The sequence below is a fragment of the Paenibacillus sp. JCM 10914 genome (assembly GCF_001315105.1).
Taxonomy (GTDB): domain Bacteria; phylum Bacillota; class Bacilli; order Paenibacillales; family Paenibacillaceae; genus Paenibacillus_AQ.
In genome coordinates this window covers 18,217-42,430 of sequence record NZ_BAZR01000040.1, presented here as the reverse complement: position 1 = coordinate 42,430, position 24,214 = coordinate 18,217, and the positions used below count along the sequence as shown (strand labels likewise).

Genomic DNA, 24,214 nt, shown 5'->3' with positions numbered 1-24,214 from the left:
GGCGTCCAGGACGCCTGTGAGCAGCGCCTCGCGCGGCAGCCCCAGCAGCTTCAGCCGCTCCAGCGGCTCTGCGGCAAAGCGGAGCGTTGCCGCATCCAGCAAGGTGGCAGCATGAGCGCATGCTGTCCGCCCACATGTGCAATGCGCAGACTCTTCCTTGCCTCTCAGAGATACGGGGGCAAGCTCTTCCAGCCATGATGCATCACGGCCGACCAACAGACGATACAGCGCCTGCGGATCTTCTCGCAGATAAGCAATGATACGATCACGGGCTTCTTGTATCAGCAGCTCAACCTCAACGCTGACTTCATATTTGCCAGAGGCACTTTCAATTGCATCGACCGCGCCCTGTATTCGGCCCGGCGATATCTCCAGTACAATCCCTGTCCCGGATACTCGATCCTCTGGTTCAATGGGCTTCATCCTCCTGCACCTCCTAGCGCTGAGCGCCTTCTGATTCCACACGGCTCACAGCCCGAAGCCTTGCAGTTTACATCCAGTCTTGCTCCTGCAGCTCGATCAGTTGACGCAGCTCGCCGTCAGACATCTCGGTAAGCCATGTCTCTCCCGATCCCACAACCTGCTCGGACAACGCCTTCTTCTGTTCAATCAATTCGTCGATACGCTCCTCTAACGTCCCCTGGGAGATGAGCTTGTGCACCTGTACATTACGATGCTGACCTATCCGGAATACCCGGTCCGTCGCCTGATTCTCGACGGCGGGGTTCCACCAGCGGTCATAATGAAGCACATGATTCGCACGGGTTAGATTCAGGCCAACGCCACCGGCCTTCAGTGATAAGACAAAGAATTCGGTACCTTCACCTGCCTGAAATTCCCGCACCATCTCATCGCGTTCCCGCTTGGATACGCCGCCATGTAGAAAATGCGGCTTCTTGCCGTATTTCCGTCCAAGCACGTTCACCAACAGTTCGCCCATGCCCACATATTGGGTAAAGATCAGCGCCGACTCCCCGACATCGGAGATACTGTCCAATATTTCGAGCATGCGTTCCATCTTGCCTGAGGCATCAGCACGAACGCCGCGACCATCATGCCGCGAAGCAATTGGGGATGATCGCAGATCTGCTTCAGCTTCGTAAGCGAGGACAACACAAGCCCTTTTCGCGCCATGCCGGCCTTACTCTCGATCTGATTCAGCATTTCATCCACCACGGACTGATACATCGCACCTTGTACTTCGGTAAGCGGACAGTACGATTTGACCTCCAGCTTCTCCGGCAGATCCTTACGAATATCCGGATCACTCTTGAGCCTGCGCAGCATGAACGGCGAGACGAGCTGATGCAGCTCACGAAACCTCTCCTGCTGTCCTTCACCGGCAACATAACGCTGACGGAACATATGGAATGATCCGAGGTAACCCGGATTGAGAAAATGAAAAATGGACCACAGTTCGGCCAGACGGTTCTCGACCGGGGTACCTGTCATCGCGATCCGGTGCAGGGCCGACAGCTTCATGACGCTCTGCGCCTGCTTCGTGCGATAGTTCTTAATATACTGGGCTTCATCCAGCACGACGCTTAACCATTGAATCGCTGAGAGATCACTGCCGTCCCTGCCCGCCAAATGATAGGTCGTCAGCACGACATCATGACTGGCAGCTTCCGCAAGAAACTCCTCGCCGCGCAATCGACGGACCCCATGGTGAACATGCAATGACAGATCCGGCGCAAAGCGCTGCAGCTCCCGCTGCCAATTGCCGAGTAACGAGGTTGGGCAAATAATTAAGACCGGTCTTCCGTTCCCATCACCCGATTGCCGTTTATCCAGCAGACAAGTGATGACCTGAATCGTTTTGCCAAGTCCCATGTCGTCTGCCAGACATACACCGAAGCCCAAATCGCGCATCGCGCTTAGCCACTGAAAACCACGTTCCTGGTAAGGCCTGAGCTCCCCATGAAGCTCGGAAGGAACCGGACGCGCCGGCAATTTCCGATCCGCATCACCTTCCAACAGGGAGGAAAGGATACCCGCAGTTTCAATCTCTTCAATAAACAAACCTTTCCATAGGCGTTCCCCATCTATATCCGCAGAGAGATGCATCCATTCCGACAGCTCCATCTCTCCTTGCTCATGGCGTCGCATGAACCGAAGAACTTGATGAATCTCCTTCAGATCAACCTCAACCCATTCGCCGCGGAATTGGACATAGGGCAAATTCTGCTCAGCCAGCTGCTTCAGTTCTTCGCGCGTCAGCGACTGGCCTCCCATAGCAGCCGATATTTGAAAATTAACCAAGTGCTCCATGCCAAGTACAGGCAATGCCTGCCCTTCGCCCGGCAACCGGTTATCCTGCATCATCTTAAGTGACAAGCCGACCCGGCGCCGGCCTTCACGACTCCAGCGCGACGGCATTTGCACCGTCATTCCGCTGGCCGTTAGTTGCGGCACTGACTCCTTCATAAAGGAAGCTAATTGCTCAAGGGGCAACCTGACATTCTCCGGTGCCGGACCGATTCCCTCTCCCCCAAGCTCTGGGGCAAGCTCCATCGCTTCACCCAGTTTCATCAGTAGCTGCAACTGCGCCGATTCATACACCTTCCCGCGGATGATCAAATCCCGTTCTGTGCTGCTCCATATGCTGCGTACGGGCAGCAACAGTCCCTCATCCTCTTGGCTTCTCGCCCAGAACGATATAACCCAATCCTTACGGATCTCATCTAGCGGCGGTTCTAATCTCAGACCAAGGCTGAGATGTCCATGTTCTGGAGGTAAGTCAGCATCACCGGCATAGGGAAGGAAGGTGTCGCCTGCCTTCTCCACTTCCAGCACCAACTCGTTAATCTCCTCAGCGGTACCCTGAATCGGAAGCTCACGGCTTACCGTGAGCAAACTGTTCCACCAGAGCTCGGCCAGCGGAGACTGTCCTCTCCGATAATTCACGAGATAGGAACGCAGCTTAGACTCCGATTCCTTAACGGCAAGTCTGGCTTGGCTGTCAATCATGCTGCACAAGAATGAATACAGCACGATAGCGCCTGCTTCTTCTCGAGAATTCGGGTCCTCCCCTGCCAGGGCTGCCGGTGCTCCAATTCCGATCGGCGGAATATTAGCGGCAAGTAGATGGAACCGGTCAACATCTTCTCCGGTCAACTGCGGCTTCCAGACAGCACGGATCGTCTGCATCGTGGTACGGCGCCTGCCTACGGCAGGCACTTCGGCTGTACCAGGTGCGAACTTCCCGCGCAAGAGCAAGTCCAGGGCAAATCGGCTTGCCTGCACCCAATACTCCATCTCCTCGCCCGGTTCCAGTCCTTGTTCGCGGTAATACTCCAAATCCAGTGAGAGCAGCATAACAAATGCATCATTCGGTGTTAAAGCCAGCCCCTCCATCGTGCGTCCGCCTAGGATTTTGCGCTCCGGGCGCCGCGTGCTTTTGGCCCCGAGTGTCTGGGCCGGGTACCTGAGCTCGGCAAGTCTTAGGGAAGCATTAGCGAAAGGGCGGGTTCCATCGGATCGGCGAAAGGTTCGAACCACACGGCTCCATGCATCCACCCTGGCTCAGAAACCTCGCCGGAAAAACAAAAGAATACGTCGCCTAACCATACGCCATAGAGCGGTTGATTCATCGTTGTCTCCCGTCTTTTTCCTGCTTTATAGATATTCTTTCTATCATATACGATAGCCAAAACATTTCAAAACCATAAATAACATCAACCCATATCATACCATGTAATTGCCTTTCATTTCATGCCGATGTACAGCATCATCATCAACAAACCGTCATTCTCTGGAAATAAGTCTCTATTCTATAGATTAAGAGTTATTCATCGATCTTATACGTTATCATGCAGGAAGCCTAACTTGATGCGACCTTTCTCTACAATGCAGCGTATGTAAATTATTCGGAATTACAGGGGGTTATTATATGAGTTATAGTTTAGTGCTCGGCCCGATAACTGTGCTACTACTCTTTTCCCTCGTGCTGCATATCGCCATCTGTGTGTGGGGCTACAACGATGCTCGAAGAAAGGGGAGAAGCCCCGAATTCGCGTTATTGGTCGTGCTTGGCTTACTGTTCTTCCCAGTGGCCGGCTTCATTGTGTACCTTTTGATCCGCAACTATGATCAATCTTCATAATCTAAAAAGGACTTCCTGTGGTCCGTATGACCAATCAGGAAGTCCTTGCTATTCAAACTCATAACTACATCTTATTTCGCTTTCAAGCTTTCCCACGATTTCTGAATACCTTCGAACAGGCCGTTCTTGTCGACGTTGCCTGCTACATAACCTTGCATTTGGCTGCCGAATTCATTCATGCCGCCATCCGGGAATTTATTGAACTCCCAGCTAAGAGTCTTGTTCTCCTGGCTGTATTTCACGATATCATTCCCTAGATCGCCAAGTGTCTCACTCTTAGATTCAATGCTCTTGAATGCCGGAATAAACTTGAACTCATCCGTGATATAGCGTTTACCGGTCTCCGATGTAACAAGCCAGTTCAAGAATTCCTTCGCTTCCGGTTTTACATTGGATTTGTTGTTAACCACCCAGTTATTAGGTACGCCGACCGGCAGTTTATCGTTCTCTTCCGCATTATCGTTGATTGGCATTGGCAGCAGACCGATGTTCAGGTCCGGATTGATGCCGTCAATCTGAACCTGCGTCCAGTTCCCGTTCTGGGTCATGGCAGCCTCACCGCTGGCAAACGTTGTGATTTCGGTATTGTAATCGGTTGTGAGCGGGTTCTTCTGACCGTATTGAATCGTCAGATCGAACAAGCGCATCCAATCATCGAACTTCGCATTGCCTGCGAGCTTCTCCGTGCCTTCATTCATCCCGTTAACAAAGGCATCCGGATCTGCCTGATGGGCAAACGGAATGTTCAGCAAATGGTTAGCCAAAATCCAGGTTTCCTGATATCCGTTAGCGAACGGTGTAATCCCTGCATCCTGGAGTTTCTTCGCCGCAGTTTCCAGTTCGGTGATGGTCTTCGGAAGCTCCGTAATCCCCGCTTGCTCGAATAAGTCTTTGTTATAAATAAATCCGTAACCTTCAAGGCCGAATGGTTGTCCATATAACTTGCCGTCTTTGGTCATCGGCTCTTTGGCAACGTCCAGCACATCCTCTACCCACGGCTGATCGGACAAGTCCTCAATGTTCTCAGACCACGTGTTCAGGTCGCGGTATCCGCCAACATTGAAGATGTCGGGCTCATCGCCTGATGCGAACTTCGCCTTCAGCGCAGCGCCATAATCCGAGCCTCCACCCACGGTTTGGATATCAAGCTTGATACCCGGGTGCTCTGCCTCATATTCCGCTTTCATCTTATTCATCGCTTCAGCAATTTCTACTTTGAATTGAAAAATCTTAATGGTCTTGGTTCCGCCTTCAGCGCCTTGCCCGCCTTCGCTATTGCCGCCGCAAGCAGCAAGCAGCGTGGAGAAAGCCAGCATCAAACCCAAGAGCAGCTTACCATATTTTTTCATTAATGAATCCTCCCTTTTTATCTTCTCTAAATCAGCATTCGAATCTTTTTTGATAGCGTTTACTTTATCAGTATAAACAACCTATTTTCGTAAAATCAGGTATGATATTGATCTTTCAGGGGGACAGAATTGACCGATCTTGTGAAACGCCCTTCTAACCTTTTACTGCCCCTTGGGTGATTCCTTCAATAATGTACTTCTGCATCACAAGGAAAAAGATAATGACCGGCATGATACCAAGTACTAACGCCGGAAGCGCTAAATCCCACTGCTTCGTATATTGTCCAAAAAAAGCAAAGGTAGCAATCGGAATCGTCCGCAATTCGGCAGATTGCAGAATCAGCGACGGCAGCAGGTAATCGTTCCATATCCATAGGGTGTTCAAGATAATGACCGTTACGAACATCGGCTTCATGAGCGGGAATACCACCCGGAAGAATACGCCGTATCCACTCGATCCATCCACCGTCGCCGCCTCTTCGATTTCCATCGGAACGGATTTTACGAATCCATGGAACAAGAATACGCTCAAGGGTACCCCGAAGCCAAGATAACAAATGATTAATCCGTATAAGCTGTTATTAATTCCGAGCGTTGCCGTCACCTTCACCAAGGGAATCATGATGGACTGGAACGGAATGACCATGGCAGCAACGAACAAGGCAAACAACATCTGGTTAAACCGCGTATTGCGCCGCACCATCTGGTATGCCGTCATCGCGCTAAGCATCGCCAGCAGCAGATTACTTACAACCGTTACCACAAGCGAGTTCCAGAAAGCGGATGGGAAATTGGTGATGTTCCATGCCCGCGTATAGTTGCTCCACTCGAATGCCGTCGGCAGGCCAGCCGAGTCTGTCAGCAATTCACCGAAAGTCTTAACGGAGTTCACGAACAAGAAGTAGAACGGGACCAGGAAGATCAGCGCCACAATCACCATGATGATCTCCGTGGCCAGGGTGTTGATGCGATATTTTTTCAACGACTCCATTAGGCTTCAACCTCCTTGCTCTTCGTGAACCGCACTTGCAGACTCGTGATGATGGCGACGACGATGAAGAAAACGACCGCTTTCGCCGTACCTAATCCTAGCCGGTTGTTTGTGTAAGCTTCGTTGTAGATGTTCATGGCCACCGACTCCGTCGAGCCGAAAGGTCCACCCTTCGTGAGCGAGAGGTTTAGATCAAACATCTTGAACGACCATGAGATCGCCAGGAACAAACAGACGGTAACCGCCGGCATAACGAGCGGGATGATGATCGATCGCAGCACCTGACCGCGGCTCGCTCCGTCAATCTCGGCAGCCTCAATAATATCACGCGGTACATTGTTCAAAGATGAAATATAAATGACCATCAGATAGCCGGCCGTCTGCCAGACAAAGACAATAACAATCGCCCAGAAGGCCGTTCCAGCCGTACCCAGCCAAGGGAGGTTAAAGAAACCGATATTTGTTGCATCTCCCAGCGCAGCAAACCCTCGCACGAAGATAAACTGCCAGATAAAGCCCAGCAGCAGTCCACCAATGACGTTTGGCATGAAAAAGATCGTGCGCAGCACGTTGCGTGTCTTCAATGGTTTGGTTAAAAAATAAGCAAGCATGAAACCGACGATATTCGTCAGAACGATGCCAAGTACGGTAAACCTGGTCGTAAACCAGAACGCATCGCGGAATTTATCGTCGTTGGTAAAGATCGTGACAAAGTTATCGAAGCCAACAAAATCAATCTGGCTTGAAACGCCATTCCAATTCGTGAAGGAATAATACAATCCCAGGAGAAATGGAATGATCATGATCAGGATGAAGAAAATAGTGGAAGGTCCCACGAATAAAAACTGCTGAAGCAGGGCCGAGGATTTTTTTCGATTCATTCCTTGATCTCCCCTTTTCGTTGAAGTTGTAGTATGATGTACAGCCATTATGAGGTAACCTGTAAACAATAAACACGGAGAATCATGAACCGTTAGGTGTAATATATTGACCTTTATTGTCACTATTTTGATCCATGCGAGGTGCCTTGATGAAATTCCGCAGCATTCAGACCCGGCTGATTCAGTTCATGCTTGCCGTCACCACTATTCCGCTTCTACTCTCTCTGTTGATTACCTTTACATATACGCGCGAGTCCGTGAAAGAGCAGACGGTGAATGAGAATGTACGGTTGATCTACCAAGGAGCCACCAACTTAAAGAACTATCTGCAGGGCATTGACCGGGCATCACTATCGGTTTATTTCGACCCTCATTTCTTGCGCAATCTGGCGCTTGATCCGGACAATTATCGGGTGGTGGCGGAGCTTTACACGACCTTGCAAGCCATTCAGACCGGGACGCAGGATGTTCATCAGATTTATCTGCATAACGATCTGACCGGTCAATCGACCCAAGTCTCCAGCAACCTTCCGCGCCGGGAATTCCGCGAAGAACCTTTTCGCCGAATCGAGCAATTCGGGGAAGGCAGAACCGCCATAGAGCCTGTCCATGCTGTGCACAGCTACGGATTTCCACCCAGGCCTGCCGACATCTCGAATTTCGAAGTGATTACATTCTACCGTTCCATCACCAATGTACCTTCGCCGGAGCAGTATGCTCTGCTTGCGATCGATGTGAGACTCGATAGCATTCTTGCTATTTGCGATCAGCTCTATGCTGCAGGTGAAGAGCAGTTGTATTTAATTGACGAGAGCGGAATCATGATCTACAGTCCGAATCCGGAAGAACGAGGGCAGATGATGGAGGATCCGAATCTCCTGCAGGCGATTGCGGATAAGGACCATGGTTATTACGATGGCAATGAGGCCGTCATCGTATACGAGAAGCTGGACTTGACCTATGCACCCTGGACGCTTGTAAAGCAAATCCCTCATCAAACGCTCTATAAGAACGCGGCCGTACTGACCGGCATTAATGCAACGATCGCCATCCTCGCTTTATTGATCGTCATTTTCGGAACATTATGGATATCGATTCGGATTACGAGACCGATCAAACAGTTGACAAGCTATATGAATCAAGTTCAGAACGGCCGGCTCGACGTTCATATTGATGTGACGAGCCCGGATGAAATCGGTATTCTGTCCAGGCGCTTCCGCCATATGATGGATACGATCAACAATCTGATTTTACGTGAGTACCGGTTGGAACTCGCTAACAAGACCAATCAGCTCAAAGCGTTGCAAGCCCAGATTGACCCGCATTTTTTGTACAATTCACTGCAATCGATTGGCACGCTCGCTTTGCAGCATAAGGTTCCGCGCATCTATTCCCTGCTCTCCTCGCTGGCGAACATGATGCGTTACAACATGCGAAACAGCGAGGCGAAGGTCACCTTGCACGATGAAATCACTCATGTTCGTTTATATCTGGAACTACAGAAGCAAAGGTTCAGGGACCAGTTGGAGATTACGTGGGAACTTGATCCGGACAGCCTGGCGATTCCCGTTCCGAAGATGATCCTGCAGCCGATCGTTGAGAATTATTTCAAACACGGGATGAATAAGCACACCGAGCCCGGACGTCTGTCTATTTCGTCACACATATCGGAATTTGGATCACTCATCGTAACGATAGAGAACAACGGTACCTCGATCGAGGAGGATGATCTGGAAGCTCTCCACAGCCGATTGGCTGAGGTTGCTGCCGGACCATGGCAGCAGGATACCGCGGATGAGTCGATCGGCCTCCTCAACGTGCTGATGAGACTGAATCTGTACTCCAACAACAACGCCGAACTAACGATTAATAATATCCAGCCCCACGGTGTCAGAGTGACGATCTATATCAATGAATGGGAGAGTGAGTAGGTTATCATGATCAAAGTTCTAATCGTGGATGACGAGATACATGTTCGAGAAGCTATCGATTTATTGGCCGACTGGGAGGACCATGGCATAACCGAAATTTATCAGGCCGCTGACGGTGAGGAAGCTGAGCAGTTGATCGAGGAGCGTAAGCCCCAGATTGTCATAACGGACATGCGTATGCCGCGCAGAAACGGCATGGAACTGCTCACTTGGCTTCACACACATAAACCGGAGATCAAAGTACTCGTCATTAGCGGATACGATGATTTTGAGTATGTTCGCCATACCATCCGCTCGGGCGGGATCGATTATATATTGAAGCCCGTAGACCCCGTGACGCTGAATGAGGCGCTGGACAAGGCCGTTCATGCATGGAGGCAGGAAGAAGAGAAGCGGCAGCGGCTTACGAATCAAAATATTGTGATGAATCAGATGACGCCGTATTATATGGATCGACTTCTCTCCGACCTTGTCAACGGTTATGGAACGAGCGAGCATGTAATGAATCAATTGCAGAGTCGCATTACGTTACCGGAGCGAGGGGCACCGTGTCACGTCGCCGTCCTGCACGACGCCCAGTTCGACCAAGGAATGCTGACCAAATTTCGCAATCGGCGCCAGCTCCTATCGTTTACGCTGATCAATATTTGCAACGAACTGCTGAAAGACCAAGGGGTTGCATTCCGGAACATGGATAAGCCCGGGGAGATGATCATGCTATATTGGAATTCCCAAATGCCACTCGATGATGTCCTGGCCCGAATCAATGATGGTTTCTACTTGACGGTTCGACGCCATGCACATTTCGGTGCAGCCAACGCTCCTGTATTTCCGCAAGATTTACCTAAAGCGTATACGAATGCGGCCCAAGCCCTGTGGAGTCGGAATTTGCTGACAGGACCGTGCTGCGTCCATCGTGAACGGGCTGTAGAGAGCGAGGGATCACGCAACCTGCGCTTGTCTTCTTACGAAGAGAAATTCCGCGTGGCCGCGCTTAGCGGGAGCAAGGAACGGATGAATGAGGCTACCTCCGATTGGCTTCATGATGTGCAGGAGCGAGATTTGGTATCGCCGGAGCATCTCAACCGCTGGAATTCGGAGTGGGACTGGATTCAATACCATTGGACGGAGAATGAGGTGAAGAGCACGCAAGAGCCGGTGGAGGATATTGAGATTTCACAAGATCTGCCTTCCGCGCTTCCATTAAACGAAGAGGGAATGATGTGCTGGGGACAGTGGCGAGAGCAGATAAACGGCCGGTTGCACTCGGCTTCAAGGTTGCTGACGCAAATCCACTCCAGGGACAACCATATCATTCACGATATCGCTCAATTTCTGGACCGTCATTACCATGAAGAAATCTCGCTGCAGCAGATTGCAGGCCAATTCTTCCTCAGCAGAGAATATATCTCGCGAAAATTCAAACAGGAATTCGGAGTCACTTTATCCGACTACCTCGGTCGGATACGCATCACCAAAGCCAAGGCACTTCTGCTCAATCCACAGCTGCGGATCGCCCAAATCGCCGAGATGGTCGGCTACCAGGATGAGAAGTATTTCAGCAAGGTGTTCAAGAAGCTGGAGCAGCGAACGCCTAATGAATATCGCAAGGAACACTTGGCTTAATTGTATGCATTGACTTCATTTACCATCCTCTTCTTGGTCAAAGCTGGCTCGTTTGGTTCAGTTTTGGGTAAATTTATATAGTCCAGACTCTGTTCAGGAGGAGATAACATGTTTCGAACCAATACCTACCGGTGGTGGAATTTACTGTTCTTTGCCGGTGTCATTGCAATGAATGCGCTAGCTACCAGCTTGCCGCTCGGAGGTAGAACGCCTGACGAGATATCGGATATGTACTACACTCCGATTACGCCTGCTGGCTATGCCTTTGCGATATGGTCTGTCGTCTATATTACCTTATTGGGATTTATCATCTATCAATTACTGCGTGGTACTTCTACACGAGATTCTGTGCTATCGATCGGACCGTGGTTTATCATTAGTTGTGTCTTGAATATGGCGTGGCTGGCCTTATGGCACTCGCTGCTTATCGAATGGTCAGTGGTCGTTATGCTGCTACTACTGTTGAGTTTATGGGTATTATACCGCCGTACTCAACGCATCGATTACCCGACAAATGGCGAGCGCGTGTTCCTCAAGCTCCCGTTCGCCCTTTATATCGGATGGGTAAGTCCGGCGTTCCTCGTGAATATCAGTGTCGTGATGAATAAGATCGACCTCTTTCCGCTCGGTCTAAGTGAGGTGGTATGGGGCATCATCCTGCTCATAGCCGGCATCGTGCTCGCACTGTTCATCAGCTATCCGTACAGGAATAGCATCGTGCCCCTCGTATTCACTTGGGCTTACGTTGCGGTAGCGGTAGAGCATAGAGACACGGACAGCGTGTTCATCACGGCGTTCATACTCGCCGTAGTTCTGTTTCTCTACGCGGTATGGCTCTTCTTCACTCGCAATCGCAGGTGGTCTCGTTATTAGGTTGGGATAACTGATCGCCTAGACCTTAAGGGGACTTGTAAGCGCGGGAGCTAGCCATTCTCGTGCCACAGATCCCTTTCAGGGACTTGTGCGCTCTGTGATCTACTCTTTCTCGTGCCACAAATCCCTCTCAGGGACTTGTGCGCTCCGTATCCACTATTTCTCGTGCCACAAATTCCTCTCAGGGATTTGTGCGCTCTGTATCCCCACGCGCCTAATCTCCAGCACAAACAGGCTGCGCAACCGGGTTAATTCAGTCGCGCAGCCTTCCCATTCATATCATATTAAACACTCATCTGACCGGTGCATCTGCCCAATCTGACGCAAGATCCCTGCCGAACTTTCTGACCGACTCCACATCCGATACCAACTGGAAATCTTGATCCGATCCAAAAAAGCGCAGCTTGTACATTCCGCTGTCAGTCTCAACCTCCGCCCACTCCAGTTGATACAAGTGCTTCTCGAAAGAGACATACAATCCCTCCAGTTCAATTCGTTCAAGCCGATCCAGAGGGAAATTCGAGGTCACATTGATATAGCTGGTCAATGTTATATTCGTCCAGCCAAAATCCAAATCATAAAGGAGCTGATCTGCCTTGAAATAGCGGAAGTTCATCTGGCACCCTTCATAATAGCCGGGAATGTGATATATGAAACTGAACTCAACACGAGTCCCTGCTTCCGCGCAGTGTTTGAGTATCGCCATAGATCTCCTTGAAAACTATTGGCCTTACGGCTTAACAGCAATAACTTCAATCTCCACCAATCCGTCCTTCGGCAGGCGAGCGACCTCAACCGCACTACGAGCAGGATAGGGTTCAGAGAAGAAGCTGCCGTAAATCTCGTTCACCGCAACGAAATCGTTCATATCCTTCAAGAACACCGTCGTCTTGATAACATGATCCAGGCTTGTCCCGGCGGCCTCCAGAATCGCTTGTACGTTGCTCAGCGACAATCGGGTCTGCTCCTGTACGCCTTCGCCGAACTGGCCAGTCTCGGCATTAAGCCCCAATTGCCCTGAGGTGTACACCATACCGTTAATCTCAACGGCCTGACTGTAAGGTCCGATTGCTCCCGGTGCTTTGCTGGTCGAAATGATTTTTTTACTCATGGATATTAATCCCCTCTCTATGTATGAACTTGATAGAATGAACTAAAGTTCTTATAGCATTTACGGTTAGTCTCTTTAGTTCAATCTATGTAGATAGTTACATTTTAAGCCGTCGCAGCGCTCGTCACAAGCTTTCCGATAAAATCATTCCTGTACCAGCCTTCGGTTGAGGTTGCCTCAGCTTCACCAAGCACCTGAATGATCTCATTGGTATAAACATGATGTCCAGGCAAATTCGTCATGCCGATATGAACCATTGCCCTCGCCACATTTCTTGCAGGTATCGCGCGATAAGGGGCCAGTTTCGGTGAACGAAAAGCAAAATCCAGCGAGGTCATCAGCACCGAAGCCGCCCACTCACCAAACCGTCGATCCGGTCGATCGCCGAGCAGCAAGGAAGGTCTGAACAGATGTACCCCTTTAAACCTCATACCAGCAAGCCGCTCCTCCATTTCGCCTTTGGTCCTAAGATAGAAATTGCGCACCTTCGGATTCGCCCCGACGGAGCTGACCGCGACGAATTGTTGCACGCCTGCTTGCTTGGCAAGCTCCGCCGCTTTCAGCACATACTCAACATCTACCTTGCGGAACGCCTGCTGAGAACCGGCTTTTTTAATCGTGGTTCCAAGGCAGTTGTACACCATGTGGACCCCGAAAAACGCCTCGCGGTAGGACTCCAGCCGATCCCAGTCCACTATAATAGCCTTCAAGCGGGGATGCGTTACTTCTGGCTGCCTGCGAACGAGTATCCGTACTTCATCCAGTTCGTCCCGCTTTAACAGCTCCTCAACCACGAGATTGCCCACAAGCCCGGTAGCCCCTACTACTAATGCCACCACTCCCATCGCCAAGCCCCTCCTTCAATAGTATTGATGAACTCATTCTACACGGCATGATTTCACTGTTCAACCCGAGAAAAGCGGAGGCATCGCATCGCCACTTCCGCACAAAAAAAGAGTGCAATCAGGCACGATTCGCACTCTTCTTCCTTGAGATTATGAATTCGACGAGCGGCTTCCAGTCCTTGCGCTGCCAGCCGGAGGAATGATCCACTATGTCTTCCTCAGCTTGGTCTGCGGTTGACATGTGTGCCAGCAAACTGTCTTCCACTTCAACCGGGAGGTCTTCATTCATCAAGTTGTAGTAGCGGAGATTATATGAACTGATCATATCTCCTTGTTGGGTGACTACTTTGCCGTCACGAATATCGATCACTTTGCCGGTTACGATCCGTGAATGGTACATAGTACTTGACCTCCCTTATTCATGTAAGACTAGTCGCGATATCTGGAGCTCCACTCGCTGTACTCACGCTCAGCATCATCCTTGGAACGGCCGTAACGCTCCTGAATTTTGCCTACCAACTTATCCTTCTCGCCTGCAATGACATCCAGGTCATCGTCCGTCAATTTCCCCCATTGCTTTCTGGCTTCACCCTTCATCTGCTTCCATTTGCCCTTAAATATGTTGTTATCCATACATATCAGCTCCTTAGCGATATTGGTAGTATCATCGGAATTGCTTGTAATTGTGTTTACCCGCCAGAAGCTGATCTGAATCCTGTGCACCCTTAAGCCCCATAGACAAAGACTGCCTCTTTCGACCTTAGCAGATCCAAGAGACAGTCTCCGATGATTAGACCTTCAACTTTATAACCGAGGCATCCCGCTCCCGATCTTTGTCCTCCTCCTTGTCATCGCCCACAAGCTCTCTTGCCGACGATTTGAACTCGGATAACGTACGCCCAACCGCACGGCCAAGTTCTGGCAGCTTGGAGGGTCCGAACAGTATCAATACCACTACCAGAATCATCATTAAGCCCACAAATCCAACATTCTGAAACATGTGAATTCAGCTCCCTTTTATAAGTTATAAGCTCGTGTACATACTACTTGTTCACCTTGGCCGGATATACGGCCACTGCTTCAATCTCGATCAACCAGTCCGGACTAACCAGACTAGCTACACCTACCGTCGACCGAGCTGCTTCACCGGATTCGCCTTCGTATTGAAGAACTGGGCATATGCATCAAACCAGCCGGTATAGTCAAACGTAACGTTCTTGGCCGCATCCGGCGTGATATAGACCCGCAAGTAAACGACATCCTTCATCGTCAACCCCTGTTCCTTCAACTGCTTCTCAATCTCCTTCAGAATGCCGATGCCCTGTGTCTTGGTGTCTCCGTATCGTTCATAGACGGTCTTTCCATCCTTGTTCAACAACGGCGGCACGGTTCCGCTCGTATACAGGTAAGAGGAGCCTTCCGGAACGACAACCCCGCTGGAGATGGATGAGCTCGGACTGCCATAGAATTTAGGCGCAGGTATCGCCTGCGTCGGCGGTTTCTTATGTGCCGAGGCATTGTCGGCATAAGCCGTTACACTGAATATACTGAACAGCAACGTCAATAACAGAATCGATTTCCCTTTTTTCATATAATTAAACACACTCCTTCGATAGTTAGGCTCTATTCTAGGCCTTCATCACACGCTGATGAATATCCGTGACCACCTCGCGGGCAGATTCAATCGCACCCGCCTGCCATGCTGTAATGTAACTGATATGTTCACCTGCTAAATAGATACGATTATCGGGTTTACATAGCGTTGGGTAGTAAGTCTTGCGGTCATCGGCGGAATACGATACCCAGCCACCCTCTTGATACTTCGTCTTCTTCCAATCAATCGAATAAGAGGCCTCGAATTCCTTCGGATATTGGGGATGAATCTTCGCGCCTTGGGCCAGCGCATGCCGCTCCCGCTCGGCGTAGGTCATACTAGCGAACTTATCGGCGTTACTCCCGTAAGTGTAGTAGCCCAGCAGAATTCCTTTTTTGCCAAAATAATCGGTCGGTGGGTAATAGATCTGAGTAATATCCATATTCGTCAGACTGTTTCCTCCGTAGAGATGCTCATCCTCTTCCCAGAAGCGTCGCTTGAACTGCAGGCCAATCTTGCCCGCGGACGCATAACCGACACTGCTGATCGCTTTCTTCATCTCCGGCGAGAAATCGGCCGGAATCTTCTTAAGTACCGATAACGGGATCGTACAGATGCAGTAATCACCGCGAATTTCCTGCTCCTTCCCAGAATCCGCCTGGGTATAGACAATCCGAACATCCGCAGCCGACTGACGTATCTCCTTCACTTCGGCCCGGTATTTGATTCGATTCCCTAACCGCTTCTCAAAAGCTTTTATGATAGCATCCATACCGCCGACCGGATGAAACATCATCATCTGTTGGTCATAACCGTATTCGTTGCTGAAGTACCTGCCGAACCCCGAGTTAATGATCGACTTCAAGTCGAACGGATCCCTGAGTATACCTGCATCCAAACGACTGCCCGGTTCATCCTTGTAACCGCCCCGCTCAGAGCCTCTGTAGAACAGATCCGGATTGAGATCCCCCTCAGCCTTTAGATAATCCACCAGCTTCATCTTCTCTTCGGCCGTAAGCGGAAGGTCCAAGGCGTTCTGGTTCACGGCTTTGGCCAGCATCTCGGCCACGTATCCACGAACATCAGCCTTCGCGGCGCGCTTTTGTACCCGTTGGCCGGATAATGCACCTACGTTCTCGTTATAGTAATAACCGCTCTCGTTCACATTGTTGAACGGCTCAATCGGAACGCCGAACTTGCGGCAGTAATCAAGCGTGACATGGAATTGCGGTATCCGCATCGGACCGGCGTTGAAGTACAGTCCTTGATCAAAGCGAGCGGTCTGACGACTCGATCCGATCTCGGCGATGGAGGTCCCTTTCCGAACGGTCCAGCATCGACCACCCGCAAACCCCTTGGCTTCCAGGATCGTGCAATCATATCCTGCCAATCCCAACTCGTAAGCCGCCGTTAATCCGGCAATGCCAGCGCCGAGAATGATGACCTTCTTACCTCCGCGCCCACTCAGGTTCAAGTCGTTCTTGCCTGGAGGCGTATATTCCGCTGCCTTTAACGTTTCCGGTGTAAATAAGCCCATCGTTCCCATTAAACTGAAGACGGCGACCGATCCCCCCACTTTGCCAACGGTCGTCAAAAATTGTCTCCGGGTCATCTCCTTCGGCTGTTCCTTCGTAGTCACCCTCATTCACTCCTTCGCCATTGAGTTTTTTTGATTTGATGAGCCGATCTTAGCAGAGAAATGTGGATTTGACTTATTTTCTGTCAGGAATCCTTACATAGTTTTTTTATTTTTGAAAAAGGATTGCATTTTTCATTCCTTTTTCATAAAATCATGTCATAAATCCTTCCATTCTGAATGCAATTGACCATTTCTTACCGTTTTATCTTCTTCTGGTTGTCATCCATAGCTGGCTGTTGATAGCTCTGGGTTCATCATACTAACACAGGAGGTAAAGGTCATGGAGAGTAAGGTGATGAGTATTGGAGTTGTGTGTGAGCTGACTGGCTTAAGCGAACGGCAGATTCGTTATTATGAGGAACGGAAATTAATCTTTCCGGAACGTACCAAAGGAGGTAACCGCCGATATTCTTTCGAAGATGTAACGACCATTCAGGAGATTCATCAAAAAATGCAGGAGGGATTTAATACTTACGAACTAAAGCAATTAAAACAGTCCAAAAAGCAGCGCTGCTCGCCCATCTTCCGCTAATCGATAAGGAGTGAAGGTTATGAAGTACAACGATACGATGACCGTACTTGAGCACATTGCCGAGCTTAGAAAACGGATTCTCCTGGTCGCGGCAGTCTTTATTCTAAGTATGATTGCCGGGTTGATTGCAGCACCGTATGTGCTGACCTTGTTGAAGCTCCACTCTCCCGCCTTTCAGGTTACCTGGAACGTCTTCTCTCCGTGGGACGGGCTGCGGATCTACATGAGCATCGGTATCGTGCTGTCGCTGCTGCCGACGTTGCCCTTCGCCTTGTACCAGACATGGTTATTCGTCAATCAAGGCCTGAGTGGCCGTGAGCAGAAAGCGGCACTTCGTTTCGTCCCATTCTCCGCCATCTGCTTCATCATCGGAGTCGCATTTGCCTATTTCGTTGTGTTCCCGATGAGCCTTGCCTTTACGACAGGTATTAACAGCCAAATGAATTTGGTCGAAACCTACGGTGTATCCCAATATTTTGGTTCATGTTCAGTATCATCATCCCGTTATCCCTCGCCTTCGAGTTGCCGGTTGTTGTGTTATTCCTGACCCGGATCGGCATACTCAGTCCGTCCATCCTTCATTCGATGAGACGATATGCCTATGTTCTGCTCGTTATCATTGCTGCTCTTATCTCTCCGCCGGATCTCGTCTCTCACCTCATGGTAGCGATACCCCTTATCGCACTCTACGAGATCAGCACATGGCTAGCGAGCTGGATGTATCGCAAGCGGGAGTTGGAAGTCGAGCATGCGGACACGGATGGCGTTCAGTTGTCACTGTAATGTCAAAAGACAGCCCCTCTGGCTCGAAAGTGCCAGCGGTAGGCTGTCTTCTATTTATCGAATCGCTATCATTTTCTTCTCTTTCCGCATATACTTCACGAACATGCCGGCGAAATCGGGGTCCCATTGTGTTCCCCGGCCAGCTTCCAGGATGTTGAGTGCATCCACGGATTTCATCCCGCTGCGGTAAGGACGATCCGATGTCATGGCATCGTATGCGTCAGCAACGGCGATAATCCGCCCGAACAGCGGAATCTCCTGTCCCTTCAGTCCGTCAGGATAACCAGCGCCGTCATATCGTTCATGATGGGAGCGTACCCCTTCCAAATATGGAGCCATCGCATCTGGTGGCTCGATCTGAAGCAGAATATTCTCCCCTTGCGCCGGATGCGCTTTAACCTGATCGAATTCCTCTGCCGTCAGTTTCCCTTCCTTCAGCAGTACATTATCGCGAACACCGATCTTGCCGATATCGTGCAACAGCGCCGTCTTATACAGCAGATCGATATCCTCTTGACGCAGCCCAGCCAAATGTCCGATGACCACCGAATATTCAGCCACCCGGAGCGAGTGGCCTGCCGTATAGGGGTCCCTTGCATCCAGTGCGGCTGCAAGTGCTGCAAAATAACTGTCCAGCAGTTTACGATTACGATCTTCCCGTCCCTGAAGCTCGCGTACCATCATATTAAAGCCTGCGATAAGCGTTGAGAATTCATCTGAATATAGATTAGAGGTTTGAATCAGCCGTCCTTCTTTAATCTCGTTCATCGCCCGATACAATTGGCGGATAGGACGCTGTAAATCCTGTGTTAGTAGCCACGCCCCTACGTAGCAAACCCTACGCCCAACAACAGAATAAATCCCGCCCAGCCCCAATATTGCTGTGCAATGATCTGACTAAGTCCTTCCAAGCGTATCTGGACGGCTAGACTGAACAGAAACAAAGGAAAAGTCCCGATCAGCATCGTGCTGAGCAAAAATTTCGTGCGGATCGCCATAAACACATGACCTTCCAGCGAGAAATCCACGCCGTAACGGGATAACGCCTGCCGGCGGATCTCCTTGATCAAGGGACGTATCGCCGCAATCGTCAGGAAGAACTCAATCATGGCATGGCAGCTTGCCAGTAGTATCGCTCCAAGTGAAGCCAGCCAGATATAAAAAGGCGGAAAGCTCAATTTGCCCTGTTCCAGCATCCATACCGTCAGCAGCACCGCCGGTATGGATAAACCCAGTAGGTGAGGTCCGAAGATACGGTAAACCGATAATCTCGGCATGCGATGAACGCTCAAGTAGGCTGTTTCCAAAGTGTCCAAATCCGGTGTTTCTTCCGTAAACCCAGCACGAATCGGTCTCAGGTTCTTAAGAAACACCAGAAGCTCCGACGCAATCATGATCATGAAAGAAATGGCCAGTATGATCATTAAGCGGGCACCCTCCTCAAAGGATACCTCCAGAGTCGTTACCATTAATACGCCGCCCACAACAAACACAGCCGCTATCGATCCGATCATGTAGTTTCGGATTAGCTGTTTAAGAAAAGACTTATACAGTTGCATGGTACGCCTACTTTCATCAGCAAAAATAGTAACATTGTAAATTCAGCAGTCGGACAGGACAAAAGAACCCGGATATTCCATACGCAGGTTCGACACGAAATGGCAACGAGCATTATGTAAACGCGAATCCTGCAAGAAATAACTGTTAATATGAATATCGTTGGATTCAGGCAAAAAATCAAGCGCTTTTTCACAATGGTCTCCTAAAATATCACAAACCAGTTGCCGATTGTTAAAAAACGTGGTATACTCATAGAATCGTTGCACAAAGTTTAACCCCGTAAGTTCCTCGAATAATCGTATAACAACTCAGATGAAGTGAAAATTCCTATTTGAATGACCCAAAGAGTAAGAGTTTTACGGAATGGTTTTCTGATTCACACTGGAGCGGTCATCGGAGCCGCAAGGACGAAAGAGAGGCAGGGCTTTTGTTGTTTTGGAAGTAATGATTCTTAGACGAAACTTCAATCAAACGGAACCGACTGTACGGCCAGATGGCGGTATCAGGGGTTAAATTTTATATGCGCATTTCGCGCCCCATTCGGGACTCGGCCTCTGGCCGGGTCCTTTGCTGTTTCGACAGATCGCAGCGTCCCACCACCGGACTATGCTATATGCCAACAGTATATAGTGACAGCCGCCCACCCCGCTGCATATGATACCGGAGATAAATTTGTCTTCGGAAGGAGCGCGCGGTTATGAAAAAAAAGAAAAAGAACGCACCATCTGCCTTTACCCAACAGTACAGAATAGATCCCAATATGAGGGAACTCGAGATGGTAGAACGCGATATCGGTAAAGAAAACAATCCGATAAGAGGCAAAAACGCCCACATCCTCTCAAGAGGAGTGTTTGCCGAATTGGGGGAAGATCTAACCGATATGGTGGATCTGGAATCTGAATCGAGTCCCATCGACATTCAAACTACAGAGGAATCGGATTCAGAAGAATCGGAAGTTATGGAATTTGAGACGTACTCGGTATCTACTGAGTTGAACACTCTTCCTGAACAGGAGACCGAGCAGTTGCAATTCATCGCTGAGAAAGAAATGCCTAATCTTAAGAGTGCCTTCATATACACCGAGGATATCGGTGAGTATGCCATTACAGAGAATCGCATCGCTTCCAGGGCCATTACGGAATCGAAAATAGGGCGCGGCGCCGTTGGAGCTGAGGCACTTCAGGACTACAGCGTCACAAGTCTTCATCTCGCCAACGAAGCCGTCACATCCGACAAGATTGCTCCGCTAACGGTTACTGGTGATCACCTGACGGACGGAGCATTATCGACGCGCAAACTTAGGGACGGGGCTGTGAACGCAAGCAAAATCAAGGATGGAAGCATCACACCTCAGAAGCTCGCCGATCATGCCGTTGAAGGGAACAAAATTGCGGACGGTGCCATCACGGCGCGACATCTGCAGCAGTTAATCGTTACATCCGAATTATTAGAGGATCAGGCAGTACATGGCGGGAAACTGGCCTCCAGCGCTGTGGAGACTCGGCACTTAACAAACGAGGCGGTCCATAACTCTAAACTGGCCGATCTGGCCGTCACAACCTCAAAGTTACGTGATGGTGCCGTAACCGGTGCAAAAATTGCGAATAACGCGATTGACAGTTCCCACATTCAGCAGCAATCCATAGAACACGACCACCTGGCATTAGGTGTAGTTACAGCACAGCATATCGCTCAAGGCACGATTGGACCGGAACAAATTGCGAGCGGAGCTATCGGCGCCGACCATATCCAGTCGGGTTCCCTCGATGCTTCTCATTTAGTTGAAAGATCCATAGGGACAGAACAGATTCAACTTGGAGCGATTGGGCAGGGTCAGATCGCTCAGAATGCCATCACCACGGTTCATCTGAGCGAGAACAGCGTCACAAGTACCAAACTCGCCGACCAATCGGTTCATACTGCTCAATTGGTTGAGCAGGCGGTGACTGCATCCAAAATCGCCGATCAAAGCATACTGCCTCAGAAAATCGCTAATCAGGCCGTACAAACACGTCATCTCGCTAAGGGGGCCGTGGAATCCGAGCAGGTTGCGCCGGAGTCCATTCAATCCGAGCATCTGGCAACAGACTCGGTAAAAACCATCCATATTGCGGACGGTACTATATTGGCCCAGCATTTTGCGCCAGAGAGCGTAACCGGGGCCTCCATCCGTTCGCAAGCGATCGGTCCTTCCCATCTGAACAATGCCTCGGTTGGGAAACAACATTTGCAGACGAATTCTGTTGGAGAAACGCAACTGGCACCAGAAAGCGTGACCAGCAGTAAACTTGCCTTAGGTTCGGTGGGCGGCGCTGTTATCGCATTGAACGGTGTAACCTCAGGGAATATTGCGAGTCGTGCCATTACACAGCAACATATGGCGAGGAATAGCATTGGAGCGGATGCCATACAGGATGGAACGATTCAAACCGCGCATTTGTCGGATGGTTCGATCGCAAGCCGTCACCTGCAAGTGGCTAGCGTTGAGACAGAAGCACTTGCTCCTGGAGCAGTGACTTCTGGTAAGATTGCGAGTGGCAGCGTAACCGAATCCTCCATCGGAGATGGGGCCATTATGCCTCGGCATTTGGGCGATCACGCGGTCACTTCGCTTAAGCTGTCACCGGAGAGTGTGTCTACCGACAAGCTGACGGACCTAGCCGTTACCTCATCCAAGCTTGCGGACGGCAGCGTAACCGCCGGGAAACTCGCGCGGCTGTCTGTCCAATCAACTCATCTATCACCGAATTCCGTTACGTCCGAGGTCATTCAGCGCCAAGCGATCACTTCAGAGAAACTGGTGCCGCAATCAGTTGACGGAACACACCTTGGGCTTGAATCCGTCTCAGGCAAACACATCGTTCAGGAAGCTATTCACGGCTATCACCTGAAGAAGAAGTCCATCACGTTAAACCACTTGGCGGATGAAAGTCGAACTGCAGAGTTGCTGTTTGCCGATGGTAGCGTTCCGGGCGCCAAACTTGAAGCACAATCGATTGTAGAATCACATCTCACGCCATCGGCCGTCTCGAATGCCATCCTTCAGGCAGGTGCCGTGACCGGGGATAAGATTAAGCCGCTCTCCATCTCGGCTGTGCATCTGCAAGAAGCCAGTGTTCGCTCGGATCATCTGGATGCCGAGATTGTATTAGCACAGCATATCAGCGAGAGTTCCGTGACCGATCGACACCTGGCCTCAGGCTCTGTCCTTGCTGAGCATATTCAACATAACAATATTCAATCTGCACATATCGCTGATGGCGCTATTCTTTCCCAGCATATTGCAGAAGAAAGTATACAGAGTACGCATCTGACCGAAAAAGCCGTTGGCTCTAAACATGTGGAGCCATTCTCCATCGATAGTCATCATCTGGCGCCTTACTCGATTAATTCCGCCCATCTGGCCGATTCCGTTGTTGGCAACATCCATCTGCAACCAGACAGTGTCGGTGTAGACCAATTACAATCCGGTGCGGTTAAATCCCGCCAATTGGCCGAAGGCTCTGTTCTTCCTCACCATATACAGGAGCATAGTGTTGGCACCCATCATATCGAAGCGAGTGCGATTACAACCGAGCTGCTGCAGGATGGAAGTATTGTCGGAAGTAAAATTGCGAAGGGCGAGATTACGGCTTCACATATCAATGAAGGCACTCTGACTGGAAGGCATATCGCGGACGGTTCAATCGACAGCCGCCATCTTGGACCAGATGCATTCCGTCAGTTTACACTCGCTGAAGGCTGCATCAACAGCACCAAGCTGGGCAGTGGTGTCGTTTCGAGTGAACATCTGAGCCAAGGCGCTGTTACGACAGAGCATCTACGTGAAGGCGCCGTTTCGGGCCAGCATCTTAGCCAAGGTGCCATTTCGAGCGAGCATCTTAGCCAAGGCGCTGTTACGGCAGAGCATTTAAGTCAAGGAGCTGTTACGAGTCAGCATCTTAGCCAAGGCACCATTACGGCAGAGCATTTAAGTCAAGGTGCCATTACGACCGAGCATTTAAGCCAAGGCGCCGTTACGGGCCAGCAGCTGGCAGAAGCAACCGTCACGCCACAGCATATGAACTTCACACCAGTACGAGGTACGGCAGGTGAAGCCAAATTGCAGCAATTCGGAATGGCTCCATTTGCATTCGATACGGAAGATTTGACTGAGATTACGGTACAATTCGACGAGTCTTTCCTCGGAATTAATTATGTCATTGTCGGAATGAGCAACAATCCTGCATTCCTGATTTCCCTAAAATCCCAGCGTGAGGATACAGCGGTGCTCGAAGTCAGCCGCCAGCCTAACTGTGATTTAGCCTACGGCTTCCTATCCTGGATTGCCATCGGACCTACTGAGTAACATCAATAAAAGGCTCTCCCGCTACTATGCGTGGAGAGCCTTATCA

The 24,214-nt window shown here is 50.2% G+C and carries 17 protein-coding genes and 4 pseudogenes; 7 read left to right on the top strand and 14 right to left on the bottom strand.

The window, feature by feature from the left end; translation table 11 throughout:
- A pseudogene (locus tag JCM10914_RS25685) lies at positions 1 to 423 on the bottom strand (hypothetical protein); the annotation flags it as partial.
- 67 nt (positions 424 to 490) lie between these two features.
- Positions 491 to 3,593: pseudogene (locus JCM10914_RS25680) on the bottom strand (DEAD/DEAH box helicase).
- Between the two features lie 299 nt (positions 3,594 to 3,892).
- Here JCM10914_RS25680 and JCM10914_RS25675 point away from each other — a divergent pair.
- The gene (locus JCM10914_RS25675) at positions 3,893 to 4,105 is read left to right on the top strand and encodes a hypothetical protein (RefSeq protein ID WP_023966481.1); all 213 of its coding nucleotides are present in this window, start codon (positions 3,893 to 3,895) and stop codon (positions 4,103 to 4,105) included.
- Between the two features lie 71 nt (positions 4,106 to 4,176).
- Here JCM10914_RS25675 and JCM10914_RS25670 read toward each other — a convergent pair whose 3' ends face one another.
- From JCM10914_RS25670 to JCM10914_RS25660, 3 genes are all read right to left on the bottom strand, one after another.
- Positions 4,177 to 5,454, bottom strand: coding sequence for an ABC transporter substrate-binding protein (locus JCM10914_RS25670; RefSeq protein WP_023966479.1), 1,278 nt, complete (start codon positions 5,452 to 5,454; stop codon positions 4,177 to 4,179).
- Positions 5,455 to 5,608: 154 nt separating this feature from the next.
- Positions 5,609 to 6,445 (bottom strand): carbohydrate ABC transporter permease, encoded by an 837-nt coding sequence (locus JCM10914_RS25665; protein ID WP_023966477.1) that lies wholly within the window; start codon positions 6,443 to 6,445, stop codon positions 5,609 to 5,611.
- Complete coding sequence (locus JCM10914_RS25660) at positions 6,445 to 7,326, bottom strand: carbohydrate ABC transporter permease (RefSeq protein WP_023966475.1); 882 nt, start codon at positions 7,324 to 7,326, stop codon at positions 6,445 to 6,447. Before JCM10914_RS25660 ends, JCM10914_RS25665 begins: the two co-directional genes overlap by 1 nt.
- A 149-nt stretch (positions 7,327 to 7,475) precedes the next feature.
- On the opposite strand from JCM10914_RS25660, the gene JCM10914_RS25655 reads away from it, so the two are divergent.
- From JCM10914_RS25655 to JCM10914_RS25645, 3 genes are all read left to right on the top strand, one after another.
- Positions 7,476 to 9,257: a sensor histidine kinase gene (locus tag JCM10914_RS25655; protein ID WP_023966473.1), complete on the top strand. Its 1,782-nt coding sequence runs from the start codon at positions 7,476 to 7,478 to the stop codon at positions 9,255 to 9,257.
- Positions 9,258 to 9,263: 6 nt separating this feature from the next.
- Complete coding sequence (locus tag JCM10914_RS25650; RefSeq protein WP_023966471.1) at positions 9,264 to 10,883, top strand: response regulator; 1,620 nt, start codon at positions 9,264 to 9,266, stop codon at positions 10,881 to 10,883.
- A 108-nt stretch (positions 10,884 to 10,991) separates the two neighbouring features.
- Entirely contained in the window at positions 10,992 to 11,756 is a 765-nt protein-coding gene (locus JCM10914_RS25645) for a tryptophan-rich sensory protein (protein ID WP_023966469.1), read from the top strand.
- Positions 11,757 to 12,048: 292 nt separating this feature from the next.
- On the opposite strand, the gene JCM10914_RS25640 is transcribed toward JCM10914_RS25645, so the two are convergent.
- From JCM10914_RS25640 to JCM10914_RS25605, 8 genes are all read right to left on the bottom strand, one after another.
- Complete coding sequence (locus JCM10914_RS25640) at positions 12,049 to 12,372, bottom strand: hypothetical protein (protein ID WP_023966467.1); 324 nt, start codon at positions 12,370 to 12,372, stop codon at positions 12,049 to 12,051.
- Between the two features lie 114 nt (positions 12,373 to 12,486).
- Positions 12,487 to 12,867: a RidA family protein gene (locus JCM10914_RS25635; RefSeq protein WP_023966465.1), complete on the bottom strand. Its 381-nt coding sequence runs from the start codon at positions 12,865 to 12,867 to the stop codon at positions 12,487 to 12,489.
- Between the two features lie 104 nt (positions 12,868 to 12,971).
- Positions 12,972 to 13,712: an oxidoreductase gene (locus tag JCM10914_RS25630; RefSeq protein ID WP_023966463.1), complete on the bottom strand. Its 741-nt coding sequence runs from the start codon at positions 13,710 to 13,712 to the stop codon at positions 12,972 to 12,974.
- Positions 13,713 to 13,830: 118 nt separating this feature from the next.
- Positions 13,831 to 14,112, bottom strand: a complete 282-nt coding sequence (locus JCM10914_RS25625) for a hypothetical protein (protein ID WP_023966461.1) — start codon at positions 14,110 to 14,112, stop codon at positions 13,831 to 13,833.
- Positions 14,113 to 14,141: 29 nt separating this feature from the next.
- Positions 14,142 to 14,345 (bottom strand): CsbD family protein, encoded by a 204-nt coding sequence (locus JCM10914_RS25620; protein WP_023966459.1) that lies wholly within the window; start codon positions 14,343 to 14,345, stop codon positions 14,142 to 14,144.
- 157 nt (positions 14,346 to 14,502) lie between these two features.
- Positions 14,503 to 14,712 carry a twin-arginine translocase TatA/TatE family subunit gene (locus tag JCM10914_RS25615; RefSeq protein WP_023966457.1) on the bottom strand — a complete coding sequence of 70 codons (210 nt, stop codon included), beginning with the start codon at positions 14,710 to 14,712 and terminating at the stop codon, positions 14,503 to 14,505.
- 123 nt (positions 14,713 to 14,835) lie between these two features.
- A complete protein-coding gene (locus JCM10914_RS25610; RefSeq protein WP_023966455.1) occupies positions 14,836 to 15,303 on the bottom strand; it encodes a Rid family hydrolase in 468 nt (155 codons plus the stop codon).
- Between the two features lie 37 nt (positions 15,304 to 15,340).
- Positions 15,341 to 16,945: a flavin monoamine oxidase family protein gene (locus tag JCM10914_RS25605; protein ID WP_023966453.1), complete on the bottom strand. Its 1,605-nt coding sequence runs from the start codon at positions 16,943 to 16,945 to the stop codon at positions 15,341 to 15,343.
- Positions 16,946 to 17,225: 280 nt separating this feature from the next.
- On the opposite strand from JCM10914_RS25605, the gene JCM10914_RS25600 reads away from it, so the two are divergent.
- Together JCM10914_RS25600 and tatC are read left to right on the top strand one after the other, a co-directional pair.
- Entirely contained in the window at positions 17,226 to 17,477 is a 252-nt protein-coding gene (locus tag JCM10914_RS25600) for a MerR family transcriptional regulator (protein WP_023966450.1), read from the top strand.
- Between the two features lie 19 nt (positions 17,478 to 17,496).
- Positions 17,497 to 18,260: pseudogene (tatC, locus tag JCM10914_RS25595) on the top strand (twin-arginine translocase subunit TatC).
- Between the two features lie 54 nt (positions 18,261 to 18,314).
- Here tatC and JCM10914_RS25590 read toward each other — a convergent pair.
- Positions 18,315 to 19,819 (bottom strand): annotated as a pseudogene (locus JCM10914_RS25590) (HD domain-containing phosphohydrolase).
- A gap of 698 nt (positions 19,820 to 20,517) precedes the next feature.
- Here JCM10914_RS25590 and JCM10914_RS25585 point away from each other — a divergent pair.
- On the top strand, positions 20,518 to 24,168 hold the full coding sequence (locus tag JCM10914_RS25585; protein ID WP_023966438.1) for a WIAG-tail domain: 3,651 nt from the start codon (positions 20,518 to 20,520) through the stop codon (positions 24,166 to 24,168).
- Positions 24,169 to 24,214: the final 46 nt, after the last annotated feature.

Coding starts and splice junctions, on each gene's coding strand:
- JCM10914_RS25670 (WP_023966479.1), bottom strand. CDS start 5,454: ATGAAAAAATATGGTAAGCTGCTCTTGGGTTTGATGCTGGCTTTCTCC.
- JCM10914_RS25635 (WP_023966465.1), bottom strand. CDS start 12,867: ATGAGTAAAAAAATCATTTCGACCAGCAAAGCACCGGGAGCAATCGGA.
- JCM10914_RS25640 (WP_023966467.1), bottom strand. CDS start 12,372: ATGAACTTCCGCTATTTCAAGGCAGATCAGCTCCTTTATGATTTGGAT.
- JCM10914_RS25620 (WP_023966459.1), bottom strand. CDS start 14,345: ATGGATAACAACATATTTAAGGGCAAATGGAAGCAGATGAAGGGTGAA.
- JCM10914_RS25625 (WP_023966461.1), bottom strand. CDS start 14,112: ATGTACCATTCACGGATCGTAACCGGCAAAGTGATCGATATTCGTGAC.
- JCM10914_RS25630 (WP_023966463.1), bottom strand. CDS start 13,712: ATGGGAGTGGTGGCATTAGTAGTAGGGGCTACCGGGCTTGTGGGCAAT.
- JCM10914_RS25675 (WP_023966481.1), top strand. CDS start 3,893: ATGAGTTATAGTTTAGTGCTCGGCCCGATAACTGTGCTACTACTCTTT.
- JCM10914_RS25660 (WP_023966475.1), bottom strand. CDS start 7,326: ATGAATCGAAAAAAATCCTCGGCCCTGCTTCAGCAGTTTTTATTCGTG.
- JCM10914_RS25610 (WP_023966455.1), bottom strand. CDS start 15,303: ATGAAAAAAGGGAAATCGATTCTGTTATTGACGTTGCTGTTCAGTATA.
- JCM10914_RS25615 (WP_023966457.1), bottom strand. CDS start 14,712: ATGTTTCAGAATGTTGGATTTGTGGGCTTAATGATGATTCTGGTAGTG.
- JCM10914_RS25585 (WP_023966438.1), top strand. CDS start 20,518: ATGAAAAAAAAGAAAAAGAACGCACCATCTGCCTTTACCCAACAGTAC.
- JCM10914_RS25645 (WP_023966469.1), top strand. CDS start 10,992: ATGTTTCGAACCAATACCTACCGGTGGTGGAATTTACTGTTCTTTGCC.
- JCM10914_RS25665 (WP_023966477.1), bottom strand. CDS start 6,445: ATGGAGTCGTTGAAAAAATATCGCATCAACACCCTGGCCACGGAGATC.
- JCM10914_RS25600 (WP_023966450.1), top strand. CDS start 17,226: ATGGAGAGTAAGGTGATGAGTATTGGAGTTGTGTGTGAGCTGACTGGC.
- JCM10914_RS25655 (WP_023966473.1), top strand. CDS start 7,476: ATGAAATTCCGCAGCATTCAGACCCGGCTGATTCAGTTCATGCTTGCC.
- JCM10914_RS25650 (WP_023966471.1), top strand. CDS start 9,264: ATGATCAAAGTTCTAATCGTGGATGACGAGATACATGTTCGAGAAGCT.